This window comes from Hyphomicrobium sp. (genome assembly GCF_036262015.1).
Classification (GTDB): Bacteria; Pseudomonadota; Alphaproteobacteria; order Rhizobiales; family Hyphomicrobiaceae; genus Hyphomicrobium_C.
This window is the reverse complement of the sequence record NZ_DATAJR010000009.1, coordinates 21,950-44,587: the sequence shown is the minus strand read 5'-3', so window position 1 is coordinate 44,587 and position 22,638 is coordinate 21,950. Positions and strand designations below refer to the sequence as shown.

Below are 22,638 nucleotides of genomic sequence, written 5' to 3'. Positions count from 1 at the left end.
GCAGGCGGCGCACTTGCCCAAAACGAACGCATGTCCCCGGGCGGCGGAGGCGGCGGTCCAGCAATGGAACGCGACGGCTCACCTGAATCGTCGGGGCCAACGGGCAACGCTGGACGCATGGAACATGCACCCAGCCAAAAAATGGAAACACCGTCACATCGCACCGAAAAGGGCGCTTCATCCGAGAAGCCGATGAAGGATGCCGCAAAATCTGAGAAAGGTGAGCAATCTGGCAACGCCAAGAAATCGAGCGACACAGCCAAAACCGAGTCCAGCGGCAAAGACCGCAAGGAGTCCGCGGGTAAGAGCCGTGGTGAAAACTCCGCCGCACAAGGACGCTCTGAGGGCACAGAGGGCAAAGGCAGCGAGCCGTCCGGTAGTGTGACGCAGCTTTCCGGTGAAAAGCGCACTCAGGTTCAATCCGCCTTCCGGTCGCACAAGTCTGAGGCGGTCGTGAAAGACATCGGCATCAGCATCAATGTCGGCGTGAATGTACCGCGCAGTGTCACGCTATATGCGGTACCCGAGGACGTAGTAGTCATCGTGCCGGCATATCGGCGCTACAAATACTTCATCTACGAGGACAAGGTTGTAGTCGTAGATCCGGTGACCTACGCCATCATCGACGTTCTGATTTTGGCTTAAACGGTGAGGCCGGCGATCCAACTCGCCGGCCTCTTTTCTAGGCCAAAAGGTTTGCGCTTCAGTCGATTTTCGGAGCTAGGGCTCCTCGCGCTGGCGGAGAGGCAGCAGACTGGTGCGCAATGTCGTCGTAGCACCTGAGCCGAAGGGCGGCGTTGTCGATCGTGGAGCAGTCTGGAGCAGTGCTGAACGATGGAGCCTCAATAAGCAGAGCCGCCGCGCACGCCAGGATCACCAACACTAACCCCGTTATCAGGGCCACACGGCTGGACGTGCGAGACGTCGCGATCGCGTCGTCGTAGCTGTCAATTGTCGAGATCCTGTGCATGTGGGCATCGTCCATCGAACCACTCATGGCTAGCAGACCTCTTCACTGCAAAGTTAGGTCGCGTGCCATAAAGATTCGAGGGGGAATGCAGCGCTATTATATAGAGATTACCCAACACTTCACTTGGCAATTGCTTCATAAAACGCGGCTTCGCCATCGGCCTTTCGTAGGCGCCGGAGCATTTCAGGATCGCGGAGCTTGCGCGCGACCGCCGCCAGGGCGTTGAGCTGATCGAGCTGTGAAGCCGCCGGGAGCAGCAAGAGAAAGGCGAGATCGACCGGCTCGCCATCTATCGCATCAAAGTCGATTGGATGCCTCAGCCGAGCAAAAATTCCAAATGGCCTCTGAATCTCGCGAAACCTCGCATGTGGAATACAGACCCCGCTGCCGATACCCGTGGACCCGAGTTCATCACGCTGCTGCAAGGCATTGAAGATCGTATCGGCAGGCAATTTCACCGCTGAAGCCGCTTTGACGGCAAGTGCTTTGATGAGCGAACTCTTGTCCGCAGCACGAAGATCAATTTCCGTATCTGCCTCTTTGAGGAAATCTCGGACTTCCATCGTTACTCCTGGTCGGGGGAAACCGGTAGCATGGACCTACTCAGCTGCCTGCAACCGGTAGCCGACGCCCGTTTCTGTAAGAAGGTACTTGGGGCGTTCGGGATCCGATTCAATCTTGCGCCTCAACTGACGCATATAGACTCGCAAGTACTGCGTATCTGTCGTCTCGTCCCAAAGCGCGTCCAGTAGGTATTTGTGCGTCAGCACCTTACCGGCGTGCTGCACGAGAAGGCGCAACAAATCGTACTCTTTCGGAGAGAGTTTTACTTCCTTCTCGCCGACTTTCACGATCCGCCTAACAAGATCGACCGAGAGGTCTCCGGCGCGGAACACCGGTCGCTCTCCCTGGACCTGAAGCTGATGACGCACAGCAGCGCGCAAGCGCGCCAACAGTTCCTCCATTCCAAACGGCTTGGTCACATAGTCATCCGCGCCGTGATCGAGGGCACGCACCTTCGCAGTCTCGTCGTCTCGGCTCGAAAGAACGACGATAGGGACACGATCATTGCGCTCCCTTATCTGCGATAGCAGGTCCAGGCCATTCACATCCGGCAATCCAAGATCGAGAATAATGACATCGGGATCCTGCCCGAGCAGCTCGAGGCCCATCTTGCCGTTGGTGGCATCGAGGATGTCGTAGCCCTGCGTTGTGAGGCCCATCCGCAAGAGCTTGCGGATGGGCGGATCATCATCAATGACGAGAACCTTGAGCGCCACGGCAGTCATCAGGCTATGTCCATCTGATCGCCATGCGAAACCGGAATTCTGATTGTGAACACGGCTCCCTTCCTGTCGTTGCGGTTCGCAGCGACAATCGTTCCATCCATGGCCTCGACAAATCCGCGCGAAATGGCGAGTCCGAGTCCGGTGCCCGCACGGACGCGATCACCCTTCTGGACCCGATAGAATTTGTCGAAGATCAGCTCGAGATCCGTAGCGGGAATGCCCTCGCCTTCGTCGAGAACTTCAAGCCGGATACTATCACCGTCCAACCGGCCCCTCAGAGAAATAGTGGACCCCTCCGGGGCATACTTGGCGGCATTGTCGAGCAGGTTAAAGAGAACTTGCTCGAACAGAACCCCGTCGACACGGATCATTGGGAGATCGGGTGCTAAATCGACGCGAATTTCGTGCCGGATCAAAATGCGCGAAGCCCGGCGCAACGTGCTGCCAACGATCTCGCTCAGGTCGTGCAGCGAGGTATTCGGCACAATCGCGCCCGACTCGAGTTTCGTCATGTCCAATAGGTTGGCGATGAAGCGGTTGAGGCGTTCGGCTTCTTCGATGGCTGTTGCAAGTAGATCCGCCTTCTGCGCTTCGTTGAGGCCAGCCGAAAGATCTCGCAGCGCGCTAGCGGCGCCCAATACGGCAGCGAGCGGTGTCTTTAGGTCGTGAGAAATCGACGTCAGGAGCGCAGACCGGAGCCGGTCGGCCTCCATACTGCGTGCCGCACGATCGACATCCTCGACGAGATGGACCCGCTCGATCGCGAGTGCAGCTTGATCGATCAAGGCATCGAAGAGTCGGCGCTGATCTGGAGTGAGCAAGGGGCCGGGCTTGTCATTGTCGATACCCACAACGCCGACCGCACCGCGTCCCGTCCTCATGGGCAAGAACAACCGTTGGGCACCAGGTAGCGTATCCGCGCCACGTCCCGCCGCGCGATCGTTCTTCCATGTCCAGGTTGCCGCCGCGACATCCGAGGCGCCGAGGGTGTCTTCAGGTGGATAGCCCGCCCGCACGGCAATCGCATCGCCAGCCGGAAGAAGCAGAACGACCCGCACCTTCAGCATGGACGCGATTTGATAGGCCGTGGCCCATAACACGTCGTCCAGGTTGCCTGTCCCCGTGAGCTTCCGGGTGAATGCATAGAGCGCTTCGGTCGTGCTGGCACGGTTGACGGCGATAAGAGCTTGGCCCCGCATGCGTCCCGCAACATTCGAGACGATCAACGACACGATCGCAAAGGAAAGGAAAGCAACCACGTTCGGGCCGTCCGAGATCGTGAACGTGAAAATCGGCGGTAGGAAGAAGAAATTGTAGCAGAGAGACGCCGCGGCGCTGGCTGCGAGCGAAGGTCCAAGTCCGTATCCGACGGCGGTGGCGATGATGGGCACGAGGAATATGAGGTCGACGCTTTCGACACCGAGCCAGGGCCGGAGCAACCAGGCCACGCCAAGCGCCACGGCCACTCCACCGAGCGCAAGGCCGTAGGGGGCGGGATTGATGGAGCGCTGCGCCTCGGCGGCGCGCACGGTCTTTTTCGGAATCGGATCGCCAGGAATGTCTTCGCCGCAAATCACCTGCACGCGGATGTTGCCGGAGCGGCGCAGAAGATCGTGGACGACCGACCCATTGATGATTTCGAACCAGCGCGGCCGCTCGGATTTGCCAATAACGATTTGGGTGACGTTGTTAGCCTGGGCATAAGCGACGATATCATCGGCCACATGCCACGCGCTGCCGGGCACGGTGATGGCCTCACCGCCGAGGTGTTCGGCCAGCCGCAGCGTATCGGCGATGCGGTCCCGTTCCTCCTCGCTCAGGCGATGCGTGCGCCGTGTCTCGATCGACAACGCCGTCCATTGCGCCCGGAGGCGATCGGCCACGCGTTTGCTGTATCGCACGAGCCCCGCAGAGCGTGGATCCTCGCTGACGCACACGAGAATGCGCTCACCCGCCGCCCACGGCCCAGGAATCGCGCGCGCCCGCATCTCGGTCAATAACTGGTCGTCGACACGTTCTGCGGTACGGCGAAGCGCAAGTTCACGCAGGGCTGTGAGATTGGCGGGCGAGAAGAAATGCTCGAGCGCCCGCTCCGCCTGCTCAGGGATGTAAACCTTTCCGTCCTTGAGCCGCTGGATGAGGTCGTCAGGTGTGAGATCGACGAGTTCGACCGCATCCGCCCGGTCGAACACGAAATCGGGCACAGTCTCTCGCACGCGGACCCGCGTGATCTGCGCCACGACGTCGTTCAGACTCTCGATATGCTGAATGTTGACGGTCGTGTAGACGTCGATGCCATTGTTCAGAATTTCCTCGACGTCGAGATAGCGTTTGGGATGGCGGCTGCCATGGGCATTGGAATGCGCCAACTCATCGACGAGGACGATCTGCGGTCTGCGCGTGAGGATGGCGTCTAGGTCCATCTCCTCGAGCACGCGACCTTTGTACTCGGTGGAGCGGCGGGGAGTGACTTCCAGTCCCCTCAAGAGCGCCTTGGTCTCCCTGCGGCCATGCGTTTCGACGACCCCCACCACGACGTCGTACCCGTCGCGGCGCCGCGCCCTCGCCGTTTGCAACATCTCATAAGTCTTGCCGACGCCGGGAGCGGCGCCGACAAAGATCCTGAGCTTGCCGACGCGCTTATCCTCTCGCCGGGCGGCCTCGAGCAAGGCCTCCGGCGAAGGACGCACATCAAGCGCGGTTTTCTGGTCCGGCATGAGTGTCAATCGGGTCTAGACAAAGCGTTTCGCCTATCATCGCGCCTGAAGCTCGTCCAGATCAAGGTTCAGCCTCAGAACGTTAACGCGTGGTTCTCCGAGCAGACCAAGGACGCGCCCTTCCACGTTTGCCTCAACGAGCTGGCGGACCTGCTGCTCAGAAATTTCGCGGGCTTTCGCCACCCGTGGAACCTGGAAAAAGGCAGCTTCCGGCGAGATGTCCGGGTCGAGGCCGCTGCCCGTCGTGGTCACGAGGTCGACAGGCACCGGCTGCGACGGGTTCTCCTGCTTGAGTTTCTCGACATCGCCCTTGACGCGTTCAATCAGGTTCTTGTTGGTCGGGCCTAGATTCGAGCCCATCGAGTTCGCGGCATTGTAGGGCGCGCTGATCGATTTGGAGGGATCTGCCGGGTCGGGCCCTGTCGTTGCCGACGGGCGGCCGTGGAAGTAGCGCTCGCTGGAGAACTGCTGTCCGATCAGCACCGAACCTGTCACTTTGCCGTTCTTCTCGATCAAGCTGCCATTCGCCTGGTACGGAAACACCGCTTGGGCGATGCCCGTGATGGCCAACGGATAGGCAAGGCCCGTGATCGCTGCCAAGCCGACGACGAACACAATGGCGGGACGAAGTTCTTTCAACATGGGACCTCTCTCCTTATGCGAGGTGCAAAGCGGTAACGACGAGGTCGATGGCCTTGATGCCGATAAACGGCACAATGACGCCACCGAGACCGTAGATGAGCAGGTTTCGGCGCAGCAACGCAGCGGCGCCGATGGGCCGGTAGGCGACGCCTTTCAGCGCGAGCGGGATCAAGGCGACAATGATCAGCGCATTGAAGATGATTGCCGACAGAATCGCGCTCTGAGGCGTCGACAGGCCCATGATGTTCAGCACCTGAAGTTGCGGGTAGAAGGCCAGGAACATCGCCGGGATGATGGCGAAGTACTTGGCAACGTCGTTGGCGATGGAGAACGTCGTCAACGCGCCGCGCGTCATCAGGAGCTGTTTGCCGATGGCCACAATTTCGATGAGTTTGGTTGGGTTCGAATCGAGATCGACCATGTTGCCGGCTTCGCGCGCCGCTTGCGTGCCGGTGTTCATTGCGACGCCCACGTCGGCCTGAGCCAGCGCCGGCGCGTCGTTGGTGCCGTCGCCGCACATGGCCACAAGCTTGCCTTTCGCCTGCTCCTGGCGGATGAGCGACAGCTTGTTCTCGGGCGTGGCCTGGGCCAGGAAATCATCCACGCCAGCCTCTGCGGCAATAGCAGCGGCCGTCATCGGATTGTCGCCCGTGATCATCACCGTGCGGATGCCCATGCGGCGCAGTTCCGCGAAGCGCTCCCGGATGCCGCCTTTGACGATGTCCTTGAGATAAATGACGCCAAGCAGGCGGCCGTCTTTTGCAACGGCCAGAGGCGTGCCTCCGGAGCGCGAAATGTCGTCGGCAATGGCGTTGATCTCGCGCACGGTGTCAGGGCTGACCGCCGCTTGAAGAACGGTCGCCGCCGACGAGGCCGTCGAACCGTAGCTCACGGGACCGTTCAAGAACTTCAGGATCGAGTCGACCGCGCCTTTGCGCACCCACGACCCGGCCACCTCAACGCCGCTCATGCGGCTCTGCGCGGTAAAGGGAATAAAGTTGGCGTTGAGCTCGGCGAGATCGCGGCCGCGGATACCGTACTTGTCTTTCGCCAGCACCACGATCGACCGGCCTTCCGGCGTCTCGTCCGCGAGCGAGGCGAGCTGAGCCGCATCGGCGAGGTCTTGCTCAGACACGCCGCGTAGAGGCCGGAACTCGGTGGCCTGGCGGTTGCCAAGCGTGATGGTGCCGGTTTTGTCGAGAAGCAGCGTGTCGACGTCACCCGAAGCCTCGACGGCGCGACCCGACATGGCAAGCACGTTGAAGCGCACGAGCCTGTCCATGCCGGCAATGCCGATGGCGGAGAGCAGCGCACCGATCGTCGTCGGGATGAGCGTGACGAACAGAGCCACGAGCGCGACGACGGAAACGGCGCCGCCAGCATACGTGACGAAGCTCGGGATCGTCGCCGTCGCAAACACGAAGATAATGGTCATGCCCGCGAGCAGGATGTTGAGCGCAATCTCGTTCGGGGTCTTCTGCCGTTCCGCGCCTTCGACCAGCTTGATCATTCGGTCGAGGAACGTCGAACCGGGGGCCGCCGTGATACGCACCCGGATCCAGTCCGAGAGCACCTGAGTGCCACCCGTGACGGCCGAGCGATCGCCACCGGATTCACGGATCACAGGCGCGGATTCGCCCGTGATCGCCGCCTCGTTGACCGAGGCGATACCTTCGATCACCTCGCCGTCGGATGGGATGGTGTCACCGGCTTCGACCAGCACCACGTCACCGACCTTGAGGGTAGTACCCGGCACAGTTTCGTAGGTCTTGCCATCGGGGTCTGCGAGCAGTTTTGCCTGCGTCTCCGTACGCGAGCGGCGGAGCGAATCTGCCTGCGCCTTGCCGCGTCCTTCGGCGACAGCTTCGGCGAAGTTGGCAAACAGCACCGTAAACCACAGCCACAGAATGATCTGGAACGTGAAGGCAAGGTTCTCGCCGCCTGTCGCCAGGTCGCGGATGAACAGCACCGTTGTCAGCGCCGCCACCACCTCGACCACGAACATGACGGGGTTCTTCACCATCACGCGCGGATCGAGCTTGGCGAACGACGATCCGATCGCGGGAACAAGGATCTTGGGATCGATCAGCGTCGAAGCATTGCGCCGCGTGCTGAGTGTAGAGGTATCCATTTCCGTAGCTCCGGAGAGGTCCGATTAAAAGAGTGTGCCCTGCGTCATCGCGATGTGCTCGACGATGGGTCCGAGCGCGAGAGCAGGAAAGAACGTGAGGCCGCCAACGATCAGGATCACGCCGACGACGAGGCCGACGAAGAGCCCGCCGTGCGTCGGGAACGTGCCGGCGGAAGCGGGATGCGTCTTCTTGGCCGCCAACGAACCGGCGATGGCCATGGCCGGGATGATCATCCAGAACCGTCCGACCAGCATCGAAATCGCGAGCGTAAGGTTGTAGAAGAACGTATTGCCCGTGAGGCCGCCGAAGGCCGAGCCGTTGTTGGCCGTCGCCGAGGTGAAGGCGTAGAGGATCTCGGAGAAGCCGTGCGGACCGGGGTTGGCAATGGAAGCCACCGCCGTCGGGAGCACGGTCGCAACCGCGGTCCAGCCGAGATACATCAGCGGCAGAACAAGAATGGCGAGCATGGCCATCTTGACCTCCTTCGCCTCAATCTTCTTGCCGACATACTCGGGCGTGCGGCCCACCATTAATCCAGCGACGAACACCGACAGGATGACGAAGAGCAGCATGCCGTAGAGACCAGCGCCGACACCGCCGATGATGACTTCGCCGAGCTGCATGTTGATGAGCGGAATCATGCCACCCAGCGCTGTGAAGCTGTCATGCATGGCATTGACGGCACCGCACGAGGCCGCGGTCGTGACGACGGCGAACAGCGCCGAAGCGACGATGCCGAAGCGAACCTCCTTGCCTTCCATGTTGCCACCCGTGAGGCCGAGCGCCGTGAAAGCGTCATTGCCGTGCGCTTCCGCCCAATAGGCGGCCGTCACGCCAGCGACGAACAGCACGCCCATGACGCCGAGGATGGCCCAACCCTGACGCTGATCGCCGACCATGCGGCCGAAGACGTTGGTCAAGGCGGCACCGATGGCGAAGATGGAGAGCATCTGCACGAAGTTGGAGAGCGCAGTCGGGTTCTCAAAGGGATGCGCGGCGTTGGCGTTGAAGAAGCCGCCACCGTTGGTGCCAAGCATCTTGATGGCGATCTGCGACGCAACCGGGCCGACCGCGATGGTCTGCTTGGCCCCCTCGAGCGTCGTCGCCTCGACATAGGGCCCAAGAGTCTGCGGGATGCCCTGCCAGACGAAGAACAAGGCACAGACGATCGAGATCGGCAGCAGGACGTAAAGCGTGGCGCGCGTGATATCGACCCAGAAGTTGCCGACGGTTTTGGCTGACGCGCGCGAAAAGCCGCGGATCAACGCCATTGCCAACACGATGCCGGTTGCAGCGGAAAGGAAGTTCTGGTGCGTCAGGCCCAGCATCTGGGCGAGGTAGGACAGCGTGCTTTCTCCGCCGTAGTTCTGCCAGTTGGTGTTGGTCAGGAAGCTGACGGCGGTGTTGAACGAAAGATCAGGCGCTACGGCTGACATGCCGGCGGGATTTAGCGGTAGCCCGCCCTGAAGCCTGAGCAGCGAGTAAAGAATAAGAAAGCCGCCGACCTGAAACAGCAGCATGGAAACTGTGTAGGTCAGCCAGTGCTGCTCCCGCTTTTCGTCAACACCACCGACGCGATAGAGGCCAACTTCGACGGGCCTCAGCACTGGCGAAAGAAATGTACGTTCGCCACCAAACACGCGTGTCATGTACCAGCCCAGCGGCTTCACGAGTACGAGCACGGCGGCGCAGAACAGTGCGATTTGTAACCAACCATTGAGTGTCATGGGATGAGGCCTCTCAGAACCGCTCGGGCCGCAACAGGGCGTAGACGAGATAGGCAAGGAGAAACGCCGTAACGGCGCCCCCAAGCAGATAGTCAACAAACATTGGGATGCTCCTTAAAGCCGATCGCACCCGAAGGCGTAGGCGACGGAGACACCAAAGAAGCCGAGGGCCGCCGCGATCAGAATGATGTCCAACATGGAATGCTCCTTAGTCGGAGGAAACGCGCATCACCTTGGAGTGACGCGGCGAAACCTCGATGCGCTCAACTAGGGTTGAAGCGCATATAAAATCGAGACCCGGGCGGCGGCGTCCTTATAGGAATTCCATAAAGATCGGCGGGACCCAGCGCGGCCCGCTCGCGATCCCGCGCACAGCCGGTTCGAGATTCGGCCCTATCGGGAGCGATCGTTCGTGCAACGGCGAAGGCCGCTGCATCGTGATCGAACAAGACGATGGATCATGAGCGCCAGACAAATCGAAGACACGCAAGAATCGCTCACCGCTTATGCGCTCTATATGCAATCGCCCTTCCGCTGCTCTGGAACCCAAATGACCAGAACGCCCATGCTTGGCGACGTGGAAACGTCTCGAAAGGACGCCGTGCCATGTCTCCGTATCTGACGGATCGTGCATCAACCAAAAATGAGGGCCGCGGAAACGTTGCGGACTGCTTTCGCCTCGGTCTGAATGCAGCCGGCTGGTGGGTCATTCGCGAGAGCGCGGGGCGCAAAGCGGGATTGTTTCGTACGCGGCAGGCCGCAATCAAATACGCTCGCGATGAAAGTCCGGACGGAAACTTCACGATCATCCACGAACCGGATGGTCTTGAATTGGGCGGCCCTGAACCCAGGCGAGCGGCTTAGCGCGAGCATGCAGCGACGCCGGATATGGTCATCGGGAACGCGCCCTATAAACCGTTTGCGAGACCCGCGCGGGCAAAGCGGCTCGGAGGTTCCCCGACAAATCGGCTGAATGCGGTGCTGAAGGTGCTCGCCGAGCTATAGCCAACCCGTTCCGCAACCTCAGCGAGGCTGATCTCTTGTTGGCGCAAGAGATCCTTGGCGAGCGTCATGCGCCAACCGAGGAGATACTCCATCGGTGGAACGCCGACAGCACCCGAAAAGCGATCGAAGAAGGCCGATCGCGAGAACGCGGCCTTCTTGGCAAGCTCCTCGACCGTCCAGGCGCGTGCGGGATCGGCATGCATCTCCCGTATAGCGATCGCAAGGCGTGTGTCGGCGAGACCGCGCAAGAGCCCGACGGGTGCCGTCTCACCCCGGATCGTGCGCAGCGCCTCGATCATCATCACTTCAACGAGACGACCCAGGACCAGATCGCGACCGGGTCGCTCAGCGATTGCTTCTTCGCGAACGAGACGCACGAGCGTGGAGAGCCTGTCCACGCCGCGTACGTGGACCACCTCCGGCAGCAGCGAGACCAGGAGATCGGTGTCACTCTTGTCGAAGATGAAGGATCCTCCGAGCAACCGGACGTCAGGATCGCCGTCGGGTGTGCCATGGCGGACTTCGTGCGCAGGCGCTGGCGACACCTTGGGATCGATCAGCTTCGCCCGCGCCAGCTCAAAGCCCGATAGGACAAAGCCGGGCGTCCTTGGTAGGAGCAAGAAATCTCCCGCTTCGAGCGTCAGAGGCTCCTGTCCATCGACGGTCAGACGGCAACTCCCGTCCAGCACCGTGCAAAAGCTTGGTTGGCCAAAGTCGGAATAGCGCACGGCCCAGCGGCCGGCTCCGCTGATGATTTTGGAGAAGACGGTGCGCGGCCGCAGCAGCGCGATGACTTCCGAGAGGGGATCAACCATTTCCGGACGCTAGCAAACGAAATCCGGACCATCAATTGCAGATCGTCCGGAAGTCACCGTCTATCGTCCGCGTCGTTCAAACAAGGAGGAACGACGATGAAGACCGTACTGATCACCGGATGCTCTTCGGGATATGGCCTGGAAACCGCGCGCCATTTCCACGCTCAAGGCTGGAACGTGATCGCGACGATGCGCACGCCGCGCGCAGGCATCCTGCCGGCTGCCGACCGCCTGCGCGTCCTGGCGCTCGACGTCACGAAACCCCAGAGCGTTGCTGCAGCTCTCGAAGCCAGCGGTCCGATCGACGTGCTCGTCAACAACGCCGGCATCGGCATGTTTGGAGCCTTCGAGGCGACACCCATGTCGGTCGTCCGCAATCTGTTCGAGACCAACACCTTCGGCGCGATGGCGATGACGCAAGCGGTGCTTCCGCAATTCCGCGCACGCCGGTCCGGCGTCATCGTCAACGTGACGTCGAGCGCCACGCTGGCCCCGATGCCGCTTGTCGCGGCGTATACGGCCAGCAAGACCGCCATCGAAGGCTTTACCGGATCGCTCGCGCATGAGCTCGCCGGCTTCGGTATTCGCGTCAAGCTGGTCGAGCCCGGCTATGGACCGTCGACACGTTTCACGCAGAACGTGCAAACACCAATCCAGGAAACGATCCCTGAAACCTATGCGCCGTACGCCCAGTCGATCCTCGCCGCTTTCGGCCAGCCCGCCGCAGTCACCACGGAGCGCGATGTGGCGGAGGTCGTCTGGTTCGCCGCCCACGATACGTCCGTACGGCTGAGGTATCCTGCAGGCCCCGATCCTGTGGCACTGGCGCAAGCGAGCTAATCCGCGCGATTGGTCAGTGATTTCAATTCAGCCTCGATCTCGGCCGCGGACGTGCCACATGGCCGTCCGCGCCGAGGACCTGGAGCGACGCGACCCCGCTACTGGGTTCTTGCGGCCGAAGGCCACTGCACAATGGACGGGCTATAGCCGGGAGAGCCAAGCGGTCAGGTCACTTTTCCAAACATGACGAACCACGCGCATACCGCCACAGGCACACCCAGCCCAACCCAGGCGAGAACATCCATCGGTCCATCTGCGACGAGGGCGGAGATCAGTCCAACCAGACTCACTAGCGCAATCAGGATAGGCGCGGCAAAAATGCGCCAGAGCGAGCGTTCGGCGGCCCTGGCGCGAGGAGGCGGAGAGGTTGTCATGAGGCCGGCGCGGGCTCCAGTTTTCTGTCATTGACCGCAAGACCCAGCTGCTCTTCGGCTGTCCTGCGGCGGGTAAAGAACAGATAGAGCCCCGTGACGAGCACGGCGATCGAGATGAGATCGAGGATCACCCACAGGATCTTCATCGGCAAGCCGCCGTAGTCTCCGAAGTGGAGCGGCTGCGAAACAAACAGCGCGTCCACGTACCAGGGCATGCGGCGCATGTCGGTAAGCTGGCCGGACTGAGCGTCGATCAGCACGGGCGTCAGCAGCTTGGCCGTGACGTGCTCTTCTCCGCGAAGAAAGATGCCGTAGTGGTGCCTGCCCGAAAATAGGGTGCCGGGATAGGTCATGAACGACGGAACCCGGCCCTCAGGCGCGGCCTTCATCGCGGCTTGATAGGCTACGTCGACGCTGACCGGCTTTTGCGGCGCCGGCAAATCCTTGTAGGGCGCGATCATGTCGGCGAGCTGTCCGAACTGCCAGATCTTGAAGATCGAGTCCGCCCAGGTGTTGATGACGCCGGTTGCGCCGACGACAGTGAGCCAGGCAAGCGTCACGATGCCCAACAGATTGTGCAGGTCGAGCCATTTGATGCGCCGGCCGCGATTTTGACGGACCGTGCCGAAGTCGAGGCGGCGCATGAAGGGGGCATACAGAACGACGCCTGACACGATGGCGACGATCAGGAGAAGGCCCATTACGCCAAGAAACAATTTTCCCGGTATTCCCGCGAACATATCGACGTGCAGCGTGCGCAGAATGTACATGACGCCTTCGGTCAAGTTCGGCTCGCCGAGAATTTTGGCAGTCCGCGCATCGACAGCCAGCAGCTTGAACGTTTCCGGTGGCGAGTCGTAGGCCTCCGCCATCCCCACGAACAGCAGGTTCGGGTCGTCCTCATCCCAGGATATGAAGGGGATCACCAGGCTCGGATGCCGGGTGCGCGCGGCCGCCTCCACGGCCGTCAGCGGCGCTGCAGGCGTGCCTGCAGCCATGGCGGGCGGTTCGAGGTCGGCGTGCTGCCAATGCAGGATGTCGTGATAGAATACGAGCGGCAGGCCGGTGATGCACAGCATCAGAAGAAATCCGGTCGATACGATGCTCGTCCAGCGATGCACCTTGTACCAGATGCGCACGGCGCGGGCGGTCAATGGCAATCTCCCTCTCGTCACCCCTTGCCGACCATGAACGCCGGACCGGTCCGGAAATCCCACACCCGGGGCGGCGCTGCAAATCTTGGGGCTATCGCCCGATCAAACTTTGCTGTTGCGAAAGAAAATCCCGGCGTGGCTGTGGCCCCTGCAGCCCCCCAGCCACGGCACCCCACGACGGGGTTGAATACATTACTATTACAGTATACTAATCGGAGACAAGCTTCGGAGATGGTGTCTTCTTGACCGGCAGGGAGCCTGGATATGGGGATGCTGCGCCGCATTCATTCGCAGGAGGGATTCACGCCATCCGAACTGATCCGCATCGCGACGGATCAGGCGCTCGGCGTCACGCTTGTGACGCCGCCGTCGGGTCTCGTGGAGACGCCGCTATTTTCGGGCCGGTTGGTGAGCCAGGAGGTGCAGCCGGGACTGCGGGCGGCCGCCGACGACATCACGTACCTGACGAGCGAAAGCATTCAAAGCGAGGCAGAGCCGGCGGTCATGTGCGGGGTTCTGCTGGAGGGCGGCCCGGAGACGATGGATGTCTTCGGATACGGGCCTATCACGCGGCACGCGGAGCGCCCCGCGCTTTTCGGCTTTCGCGAGCGGACCCGCTTTCAACTCACGGGCATGATGTCCCACCGCAGTCGTGCGTCAGGCTTCGTGATCAAGCCGGTGTTCTTCGAGCGGTTCGGCGAGAACATCCGGTCCGACGGCCTCGCCGCCCTGCGGGATTTCGCACACGGGGACTTTCGCTTCGAGTCGCTGCCCCGCTCGCCCAAGGTGGTCGACATCGCACGCCGCAACCTCGAGCACCCTTACGGCGATCAACTCGGGGAACTCTTTCTCGAGAGCAACACGCTGTCGTTTGTGATCGAGATCGCCGAGCTTCTCGCACATGAACGCAGGATGGTCACCGCCATCGGCAAGCGGCACTATCATCGCGTCATGGAGGCGCGCGACATTCTCGATGCCAATCTGGTCGCGCCCCCGAAAATCCTCGACCTGACGAAGCTGGTGGGCGTCAATCTGACGACCCTGCAAGCCAACTTCAAGATCGTCTTCGGCACCACGATCTTCGGATACGTGCGCATGCAGCGGCTTGAGATGGCTCGCGTGCTATTGCGTGAACATCACCTCACCGTCGCCGAGGCCGGCTATCGCGTCGGCTTCGTCAGCCCCTCGGCCTTCACGGCCGCTTATCGCCGGCATTTCGGCCATACCCCGGGGCACGACATCCCACGCAATGGAACGTAGCTCATGTTTTGAGCCGCTCTAAATTTCTTATCGCGATAGTCTTTTCGATTTTCGCAATAGCGGAAGTCATGGCGCCCTCCCGATCCACCATGTGAGAAATGTTGATAGAGTTTTGAAAGAATCTGGGGGAACTACATGTCGTCCGGGACTTCGCGTGCGCGCGCGTCGACACTCGCCATTGCGCTTATGGCAATAACATCTTCGCTCGTGAGCCCTTCACCGGTCCTCGCCCAATCCGCCGCGCAAGAAGGAAGCGAAGCCGTGCCGTTGCCTCCCGTCGTGGTCGAGAGCAGCGCCGCGAAGCCCAAGAAAGCCGCCGCGAAAAAGAAGACACCCACTGTCCAGCCCGCCGCGTCCGCGGCCCCCGTCGTCGGCGAGACGGCTCCCGACGCAAACGGCGCATCGGCCGAGACTGGCAAAGGTCCCGTCAACGGTTACTCAGCGAAAGTCAGCGCTACGGGAACTAAGACCGACACACCTCTTCTCGAAATACCGCAGTCGATCTCAGTCATCACTCAGGATCAGATCAGCGACCAGCAGGCAAGGACCGTCAACGAGGCGCTCCGCTACACACCGGGCGTCTCCCTCGACGGTTTCGGGTCGAACGTGTTCTTCGACTCCATAAAGATCCGCGGCTTCACGGCGCCGCAATACCTCGACGGCCTCCGTCTCCCGACCGATTCAGCCGCCTTCGCCGTCCCACGCATCGAGACCTACGGCCTCGAACGTCTTGAAGTGCTGAAAGGGCCTTCATCCGGCCTCTACGGCCAGTCCGATCCGGGCGGCCTGATCAATATGGTCAGCAAGCGTCCGCTCGATACGCCGCATTTCGAGGTCGTGGGCACAACCGGCTCGTTCGATCGGCTGGAGGGCGCGTTCGACGTGGGCGGTCCGGTCTCGACCAATCCGAACCTGCTTTATCGCGTGGTCGGTCTCGCGCGCGAGAGTGACACCGAGGTCGACTACCAGGAGAACAACAAGCTGTTCATCGCCCCGAGTGTGACGTGGCGCATGGACACCGCCACCAGCCTCACCGTCCTTTCGCAGTACCAGAAGATCGACAACGCCGGCTATCAGCAGTACGTCCCCGGGCAGGTGACGCTGTTATCGAGCCCGTACGGTCGCATCCCTCGAAGCCGTTACCTCGGCGAGCCCGGTTTCGACAAGTACGACCTCGAGCAATGGTCGATCGGCTACGAGTTCGAGCATCGCTTTCAGCCCGGCCTCGAGTTCCGGCAAAACCTGCGATACTTCGACATCACGCAGGACATGCAGTCGATGCGCGGTGATTTTCTTGTAGGAACCCTGTTTTATCGTACGCCGATCTACGTCGATGCGGATGCGAGCAACTTCGCCGTCGACAACCAGCTGCAGGCCGATTTCACGACCGGCCCTCTGAAGCACACGCTGCTGGCCGGTCTCGACTATCAGCGGACGCGGAGTTCCAACACGAGCCTGCTCGCAAACGACATGGGAGACTATCGGCCGATCGACGTGTTCAATCCCGTATACGGTGCATTGCCGATCCCATCACGCGGCGATCTCGCAGCCTTCCTGGACGTCGAAAGCGACCTCGAGCAGACGGGCCTCTATCTCCAGGATCAGATCAAGCTCGATCGCTGGACGCTGTCACTGTCGGGACGTCAGGACTGGACGACTGTGGAGACGACGAGCAGCGGTCTCTTTCCGCCGAAGGGTGACTATGAGCGGAAAGATTCCGCCCAAACCGGCCGCGTCGGGCTGAGCTATCTGTTCGACTTCGGTCTTGCGCCCTACATCAGCTATTCGACGTCGTTTGTGCCAAATTCCGGCGCCGACAGTAGCAAAAACACGTTCGAGCCCACGACGGGCGAGGGCAAGGAGGTCGGCCTCAAGTTCATGCCGAACGGCACGAACCTGATGTTCACGGCTGCATTGTTCGACATCCTTCAGCAGGACATTCTGACCCCTGTTGGCCTTTACTATGTTCAGACCGATGAAGCGCGTGTCCGCGGTTTCGAGTTCGAGGTGCGCGGCAACGTCACCCGCGAGCTGGAGATCGTCGGCGGCTACAGCAAGCTCGATCCCGAGATCACCAAGAGCAGCGCCGGCTTCACTGGCAACTATGTGCCAAACGTGAACCTCGATCAGGCGTCCTTGTGGGCGAAGTACACGTGGTTCGACGGGCCGCTCGCCGGTTTCGGCATCGGCGGTGGCGTGCGCTACGTCGGCGAAAACTACGGCGACCAGGCCAACAACATCTATATTCCGTCCTACACGGTGCTCGATGCAACCGCGAGCTACGACTTCGCTTACCTCGATCCGAAGCTCGACGGATGGCATGCGCAGATCAACGCGACCAATCTCGAAGACGAATACTATGTGGCGTCCTGTCAGTCGGGATTGGCGTACTGCGGTCTCGGCGCCGGTCGCACAGTCTTGGGCACGCTCAAATATTCGTGGAAGTAGGAGCAGCCTGCACTGTTCCGATGCCGGCTTTGGATCTCGGCGTTCCGGTTGGGGCGGCATGACCGCCCCAACCGCTCTCAGGCAATGGGGCTGAAGGCGGAAAGCGGCACTGTTCCCTTCCGGCCTCTGACTTTCGCGCGATCCAACGCAAGCAGCGCACGCCATCTTCGACGCGTTCGGCCCAAGCATACCCAGCGCAAAGCAGACACCTAGCTCGAGCGCCCCGTCGAAGAGTGCGCGCGTCAAATCAGCACCTTCCGCTTTGTATACTATTACCGTATTGTTTGCAGGATATGCGTATTGATCCAGAATGGTTGCAATGAAGAGCACGAAACTGCCATCCCTCGCCGACATCGGCACACTCGCCCCTGACCACATCGCCACCCTCAGACGATACTTTGCCTATTCCCTGCTCACGCTCGATCTCGGATTGCCTTACGAATCTTGGCTTGAGGGGCACTACATCGCATTCTCCGCAAAGCACCCCTCACCCACCGCGGATTCCTTCATGCACTTCATGCATGAAACCTACGCCGACGTGTCGCTGACCACGATACCGGGCCCCACTCTGCATTGAGCTGCTGAGACAAGCGTATTGGTCGAGATCGTGACCTTGCTCCGCTTTTCCAGATGCTGGAGCTCCGCGGGCACCCACGCACCAGATATCCGAATCCATTAATCCTTCGGGAACGGCTGCAGGAAGCCCCATTGGCACGGCCTCATCGCTGTTTAGGAAATATCTTGGCTAGGAGCATCGTGCCCCACGCCGGCTTTGAAGACGACGGAGGGAGGTGTTATCCCGGCGTTGATTCTCTTGAGAGTTTATGAGAAGTGGCGACCGCGTGAGGCTAGGGTGGTTGGCCATCTAGGGGGGCGACGACATGTCTGGGTTTTTGCTGCTGCTTGGGCAGGCCATCGTCTACTTCGTCGGCTTGGCCTACATCTTCTACAAGAGGAAGACTATCGGCATTGGCGTCTTCTTCTGCGTCATCGGCGCTATACATTTTCTCGAGACTTATCTTGCTGCCGTCTATTTCATAGAGCTTCCGTTCGGCCTGATTTCGCCCGGCTCAACCGTGATGTTCACGGGCAAGCTCGCTTTTTTTCTGCTTCTTTACATCAAGGAAGACGCGGAGAGCATGCGCCAGCCCGTGTACGGGCTTTTGGTTGGCAACCTCCTTATGGTGGTGTTGGCGTTGATCCTACGCCTTCACGGCGACCCGGCGGGGCTGCCCGGCTATAATTCAGACCTCCAGTTCATTGACCAAATCGGCCTGCTCATGATTTGGGGCACGGGCCTGCTCTTCATCGACCTCATAGCCTTGGTGCTGATCTACGAGCGTTTGGGCGCGGTTGTGACGAACACCGTTCCAGGTCGTATGTTTATAAGCTTGGCCATTGTTTTGAGCTTCGACCAGTTTTTTTTCTATGCTGGCCTGCAGTACGTGACGGGCGTGCCGATTTCGGCGTTCTACGGCGGGTGGATTGCAAAGATTGGCGCTGCGGTCTTCTTCACCCTCATGGTATCGGCCTATTTAACGTTTGTTGAGCGCGGCGAACTCCGCAGTGAGACGCACACAACGGGGGATATTTTCGACCGGCTGACCTATCGGCACCACTACGAGAAGTTGGTAGCGCGCGTGGGTAAGGACCCTCTGACGGGGTTGCAGAATCGCGGACAACTTGACGCCAAAGGACCCGCGATGCTCCGGGTTGCATCACGTTCGGGATTGGCGGTGAGCCTGATGATGATCGATGTCGATCATTTCAAGAGCATCAATGACAACTTTGGTCACCTTGTTGGTGACCGTGTGCTGCGTAGCGTCGCCGAGACGATTGCCGCGGTGAAGCGGGATGACGATGAACTGTTCCGTTTTGGCGGCGAGGAGTTCGTGCTGCTCTGTCCTGAATCCCCCCTGGACGCGCAAACACTGGCGGAGCGCGTGCGTGCAGCCGTGGAACGCAGTCCCCACCCCGAGCTTGAACAATCGGTGACCGTCAGTGTCGGAATTGCGAGCTTTCCCATCGATGCGCGTGAATTTGCAGTGTTGCTAAAACGGGCGGATCAAGCGCTCTATCGGGCCAAGGCACTCGGCAGGAACAGAGTCTGCGATGCTTCGGAACTCAGCGCGTTGCCTCGATAAAGTGTGCTAGAGCTTCACCGTCCTGCGCGTGAGCTTGGAACCTTCGTTCACCCGAAGGAAGGGTTGACCTGAAACGGAAGGTGTCCTGGTGAGAACGGCTCTCCAGCCTGCACCGGTCCATCACAACGAAATGTCCAGCCCAGGAGCCGCGCGCCGCCAACGACATCAGCGTCCTGCGAAACCACAAGCTTGAAGCCACCAAGCGCCACCTACTTGCGGAACTGTGCGCGATTTGATTGGCGAAAGCCCGCACAGAACGTCGACTGCACCTCCAGTAGCGGACCAGAATTGCGTCGACGGGGAATGGCCTAACGTCCGAGTGCGTGACGTCTGTTATTGGGACCGAGTCGCCCCCGCGGGTCCCCGGCACGGGCTCACCGTTTCGTTCGTTTCGTTGCAGACATCGCAATCAACCGCGACACGACCAAGGCGAGGTACATCACACCGGTAAATTCCTCGATCATGACAAGGGCACGGGCCATCGGCTGGACAGGTACGATGTCGCCAAGCCCGACACCAGACAGTGTCGTGAAACTCAGGAAGAGAAGTTCCATCCACGTTCGCGGATTGCCTAGGCCCTCATAGGCGCCAAAACTCCCAGGCAGCAAGGCCTGACACACCACGTAAACATAGGCGAATGCCCACGCCAGCAGCGTAAACGTCGCCCCGGCGGCGAACAGCTCGTCAACGGAGGCGAATTCGTCCTCGAGCATGTAGGCAATCAAGCTGCCCGCGGCGTAAAAGTAGAACACGGCCTCGAGGGCGGCCATGACGACCATTCTACGGGGATCGGGGTCGAATATCTGCCAGACGGAAAGGACAACAACGGGTAGGGCGAGCGCAATAGCGAAGCCCGTCAGCCAAGGACCGCGCTTCACGACATAGAGCGCCGCACCGAGCACGAACAGGCCGACAACGCCAAACAACGCCCGCCCCGTCGACGTGTCTTCCATCAGCGCATAAACTAGGATGCCCAAGATCTGGACAAACAGAAGCGCGGCGGATGGATGTTTGACAGGGAAAGCGACAAGGCGCGTGATCATCGTCAGCATCCAGATTGACTGGCGCTTGGCCGCGACGCGCCTGCAGTTGCGAATTTCAGAATGCCAATTGCCAGACTGTAGGAGGGTGCGGTTTCGTTGGCAAATGGCCGACATCTGTCGTTGGAACCGACAAGTCATTGTCGAAACGTCCTTGTAGCACTGTCCCGCGGGCTCACAAACTGCTCGGTTGGACGAACCTACTGCGCCAAGATCCAGAGGTGCGCTAGAATCCGGCATTTTTGGAGCGGTTAGTCGTAGATGTGTCGAACACACGACCTGGGTCTCTCAACGATCCCGACCCTGCGCGGCCAATCGATAGAGACAACCCACTCCCGCCGCTGAGGCCAAGCCTACGGATTGGCATGAGGCAGTCGATGAAATTTGTGAAGCAAAATGTAGAGGCTGATCAGGCAAACCCAGAGAGGCAACATCATAAAGCTCCACTTTGTGAAGTGGCTGCCGAACAGAAGGAAAATCGCAAGCAGGAATCCGATCATCGCGATCCAGCGGGGCGCAATCGCAGTGTAGATGACGACAGTTGATGTTGAGATCATGAACACTGCAGCCATTTTGATCGCGTACACATTCATGATGATATACGCAACGGCACGGGCAAAATGGGATGTCGTCGCGCTGTTTGCCTCCCCGGGGTATAAGGCAAGGGTAAGAATGAGCGCACCCAATATTGCCGCTGCGGCGAACAGCATTGCCAGAAACAAGAGCCCGCTTCCCAAGAAGACGGTGGCAAAAAACTTATCCTCCAAATCGCCCAGCCGGTCGCGCAGCGCGCCGAGGAACCATAAGAACGCGATACCTGCGAACGGCACTAGGTTCAGCGCAAGGGTGAGTGCTCCGGACTTTGCGTCCACCCATGCCGCTGATTCCAGCGGGGCCGGCGGGATAGCATTCCGCAATAGCCAGAGGATAATGACGAGAAGAATAGAGAACACAATTCCGGCAACGGCTCCGGCCTTAGGCGTTCTTAGGCCGACACTGGTGACGACTTTCTGTTCGCTCGCCGCGTCTCTCATCACGTGACGCTCTCACTGTGGTCTTTCACGCGTGCTCACGAGCAAGAACTACCATTTCCCAAGATCATCGTTCTACGGGGCCAACGACCCTCAGTCGGAGGGATCCGCTGGGATTAGGGTGCGTATTCGGCGCCATGCGCCGTGGTGGTAATCGTGGTCCCAGCCTGACCCTTCAAGATCAATGGGAGATCTTTTAGAGCGCCGATGGCAGCTTGCTTTCCCGTGCTATCTGCGAAGCGGCACGCCGCCTCGACTTTTGGGCCCATGGACCCCGCGGGAAATTCGTATGAGCGCATTGCAGCGGGATCTGCGCGCCGGATCGCCTTTGCGGAGGGCTTCCCCCAGTCAAGAAAAACCGCATCCGCGTCTGTCGCCATGATGAAGAAGTCGGCATCGAGCTCTCGCGCGAGCAGCTCCGAGCAGAAATCCTTGTCGATCACGGCCTCGATACCACGAAGTTTGCGGCCGGGCTCGTAGACAGTAGGAATGCCCCCGCCGCCCGCAGCGATCACGACGGTTCCGCGCTCAAGCAGCCAGCGCATGGGGCGGACTTCGAAAATGCGCTTTGGCTGAGGCGAGGCGACAACGCGACGCCACTTGTCGCCGTCTTTTTTCATGGTCCAACCCTTGTCTGCCTTGAGCCGTTGTGCGTCCTTCTCGCTGTACACCGGCCCGATGAACTTCGTCGGGTTTTTGAATCCCGGATCATCGGGATCGACTTCGACCATGGTCAGCAAGGTTGCAAACGGAACCTCAAACGGCAGCAGATTGCCCAGTTCCTGCTCGATCATGTATCCGATCATACCTTCCGTCTCAGCCCCGAGGACGTCGAGCGGATAGACTTCGTCGGCCTTGTAGGCTGCACCCTGCAATGCCAAGAGCCCGACCTGCGGACCATTGCCGTGCGTGACAACCAGTTCGTTGCCCGGGTGTATGGCGGCGAGAGCTTTTGCGGCTACCACGACGTTCGCGCGCTGAGCGTCGGCAGTCATTGGCTCGCCTCGACGCAACAAGGCATTCCCGCCCAGGGCCACCACGATGCGCATG

At 60.4% G+C, this 22,638-nt stretch carries 20 protein-coding genes; 7 read left to right on the top strand and 13 right to left on the bottom strand.

Going from position 1 to position 22,638, the window contains the following annotated elements:
- The first annotated feature begins 63 nt into the window (after positions 1-63).
- Positions 64-645, top strand: coding sequence for a DUF1236 domain-containing protein (locus VHO05_RS15770; RefSeq protein WP_329647574.1), 582 nt, complete (start codon positions 64-66; stop codon positions 643-645).
- A 444-nt stretch (positions 646-1,089) separates the two neighbouring features.
- Here the strand turns inward: VHO05_RS15770 and VHO05_RS15765 are convergent, their stop codons facing one another.
- Genes VHO05_RS15765 through kdpF form a run of 7 tightly spaced genes read right to left on the bottom strand, consistent with a single transcriptional unit; the run spans position 1,090 to position 9,580 of the window.
- Positions 1,090-1,533 carry a PTS sugar transporter subunit IIA gene (locus VHO05_RS15765; RefSeq protein ID WP_329647573.1) on the bottom strand — a complete coding sequence of 148 codons (444 nt, stop codon included), beginning with the start codon at positions 1,531-1,533 and terminating at the stop codon, positions 1,090-1,092.
- Between the two features lie 36 nt (positions 1,534-1,569).
- Positions 1,570-2,259, bottom strand: a complete 690-nt coding sequence (locus VHO05_RS15760; protein WP_329647572.1) for a response regulator transcription factor — start codon at positions 2,257-2,259, stop codon at positions 1,570-1,572.
- Positions 2,259-4,976 carry a sensor histidine kinase KdpD gene (locus VHO05_RS15755; RefSeq protein ID WP_329647571.1) on the bottom strand — a complete coding sequence of 906 codons (2,718 nt, stop codon included), beginning with the start codon at positions 4,974-4,976 and terminating at the stop codon, positions 2,259-2,261. The genes VHO05_RS15760 and VHO05_RS15755 overlap by 1 nt, the downstream gene beginning before the upstream one ends.
- 36 nt (positions 4,977-5,012) lie before the next feature.
- Entirely contained in the window at positions 5,013-5,618 is a 606-nt protein-coding gene (locus tag VHO05_RS15750; protein WP_329647570.1) for a K(+)-transporting ATPase subunit C, read from the bottom strand.
- 13 nt (positions 5,619-5,631) lie between these two features.
- The gene (gene kdpB / locus VHO05_RS15745; RefSeq protein ID WP_329647569.1) at positions 5,632-7,749 is read right to left on the bottom strand and encodes a potassium-transporting ATPase subunit KdpB; all 2,118 of its coding nucleotides are present in this window, start codon (positions 7,747-7,749) and stop codon (positions 5,632-5,634) included.
- 24 nt (positions 7,750-7,773) lie between these two features.
- Complete coding sequence (gene kdpA / locus VHO05_RS15740; protein WP_329647568.1) at positions 7,774-9,477, bottom strand: potassium-transporting ATPase subunit KdpA; 1,704 nt, start codon at positions 9,475-9,477, stop codon at positions 7,774-7,776.
- Positions 9,478-9,490: 13 nt separating this feature from the next.
- Positions 9,491-9,580, bottom strand: coding sequence for a K(+)-transporting ATPase subunit F (gene kdpF / locus VHO05_RS15735; protein ID WP_329647567.1), 90 nt, complete (start codon positions 9,578-9,580; stop codon positions 9,491-9,493).
- Positions 9,581-9,930: 350 nt separating this feature from the next.
- Between kdpF and VHO05_RS15730 the strand changes: the two genes are divergently transcribed.
- Positions 9,931-10,341: a DUF2188 domain-containing protein gene (locus tag VHO05_RS15730; protein ID WP_329647566.1), complete on the top strand. Its 411-nt coding sequence runs from the start codon at positions 9,931-9,933 to the stop codon at positions 10,339-10,341.
- A 44-nt stretch (positions 10,342-10,385) separates the two neighbouring features.
- On the opposite strand, the gene VHO05_RS15725 is transcribed toward VHO05_RS15730, so the two are convergent.
- Complete coding sequence (locus VHO05_RS15725; RefSeq protein WP_329647565.1) at positions 10,386-11,297, bottom strand: AraC family transcriptional regulator; 912 nt, start codon at positions 11,295-11,297, stop codon at positions 10,386-10,388.
- Between the two features lie 96 nt (positions 11,298-11,393).
- Here VHO05_RS15725 and VHO05_RS15720 point away from each other — a divergent pair, with 96 nt between their 5' ends.
- Positions 11,394-12,137 carry an SDR family oxidoreductase gene (locus tag VHO05_RS15720; protein ID WP_329647564.1) on the top strand — a complete coding sequence of 248 codons (744 nt, stop codon included), beginning with the start codon at positions 11,394-11,396 and terminating at the stop codon, positions 12,135-12,137.
- 164 nt (positions 12,138-12,301) lie between these two features.
- Here VHO05_RS15720 and VHO05_RS15715 read toward each other — a convergent pair whose 3' ends face one another.
- Both VHO05_RS15715 and VHO05_RS15710 read right to left on the bottom strand, forming a co-directional pair.
- Positions 12,302-12,511, bottom strand: a complete 210-nt coding sequence (locus VHO05_RS15715; protein WP_329647563.1) for a hypothetical protein — start codon at positions 12,509-12,511, stop codon at positions 12,302-12,304.
- A complete protein-coding gene (locus VHO05_RS15710; RefSeq protein WP_329647562.1) occupies positions 12,508-13,665 on the bottom strand; it encodes a PepSY domain-containing protein in 1,158 nt (385 codons plus the stop codon). The genes VHO05_RS15715 and VHO05_RS15710 overlap by 4 nt, the downstream gene beginning before the upstream one ends.
- Positions 13,666-13,935: 270 nt before the next feature.
- Between VHO05_RS15710 and VHO05_RS15705 the strand changes: the two genes are divergently transcribed.
- The 4 genes from VHO05_RS15705 (at position 13,936) to VHO05_RS15690 (ending at position 19,517) form a co-directional block, all read left to right on the top strand.
- Positions 13,936-14,925: an AraC family transcriptional regulator gene (locus VHO05_RS15705; RefSeq protein ID WP_329647561.1), complete on the top strand. Its 990-nt coding sequence runs from the start codon at positions 13,936-13,938 to the stop codon at positions 14,923-14,925.
- 135 nt (positions 14,926-15,060) lie between these two features.
- Positions 15,061-17,373 carry a TonB-dependent siderophore receptor gene (locus tag VHO05_RS15700; RefSeq protein ID WP_329647560.1) on the top strand — a complete coding sequence of 771 codons (2,313 nt, stop codon included), beginning with the start codon at positions 15,061-15,063 and terminating at the stop codon, positions 17,371-17,373.
- Positions 17,374-17,692: 319 nt separating this feature from the next.
- Positions 17,693-17,950 (top strand): hypothetical protein, encoded by a 258-nt coding sequence (locus VHO05_RS15695; RefSeq protein WP_329647559.1) that lies wholly within the window; start codon positions 17,693-17,695, stop codon positions 17,948-17,950.
- 304 nt (positions 17,951-18,254) lie between these two features.
- Positions 18,255-19,517: a GGDEF domain-containing protein gene (locus tag VHO05_RS15690; RefSeq protein ID WP_329647558.1), complete on the top strand. Its 1,263-nt coding sequence runs from the start codon at positions 18,255-18,257 to the stop codon at positions 19,515-19,517.
- 374 nt (positions 19,518-19,891) lie between these two features.
- On the opposite strand, the gene VHO05_RS15685 is transcribed toward VHO05_RS15690, so the two are convergent.
- From VHO05_RS15685 to arcC, 3 genes are all read right to left on the bottom strand, one after another.
- Positions 19,892-20,560 carry a potassium channel family protein gene (locus tag VHO05_RS15685; RefSeq protein ID WP_329647557.1) on the bottom strand — a complete coding sequence of 223 codons (669 nt, stop codon included), beginning with the start codon at positions 20,558-20,560 and terminating at the stop codon, positions 19,892-19,894.
- Positions 20,561-20,910: 350 nt separating this feature from the next.
- Positions 20,911-21,591: a hypothetical protein gene (locus VHO05_RS15680; protein ID WP_329648180.1), complete on the bottom strand. Its 681-nt coding sequence runs from the start codon at positions 21,589-21,591 to the stop codon at positions 20,911-20,913.
- Positions 21,592-21,704: 113 nt separating this feature from the next.
- Positions 21,705-22,637 (bottom strand): carbamate kinase, encoded by a 933-nt coding sequence (gene arcC / locus VHO05_RS15675; protein ID WP_329647556.1) that lies wholly within the window; start codon positions 22,635-22,637, stop codon positions 21,705-21,707.
- Between the last annotated feature and the right edge of the window lies 1 nt (position 22,638).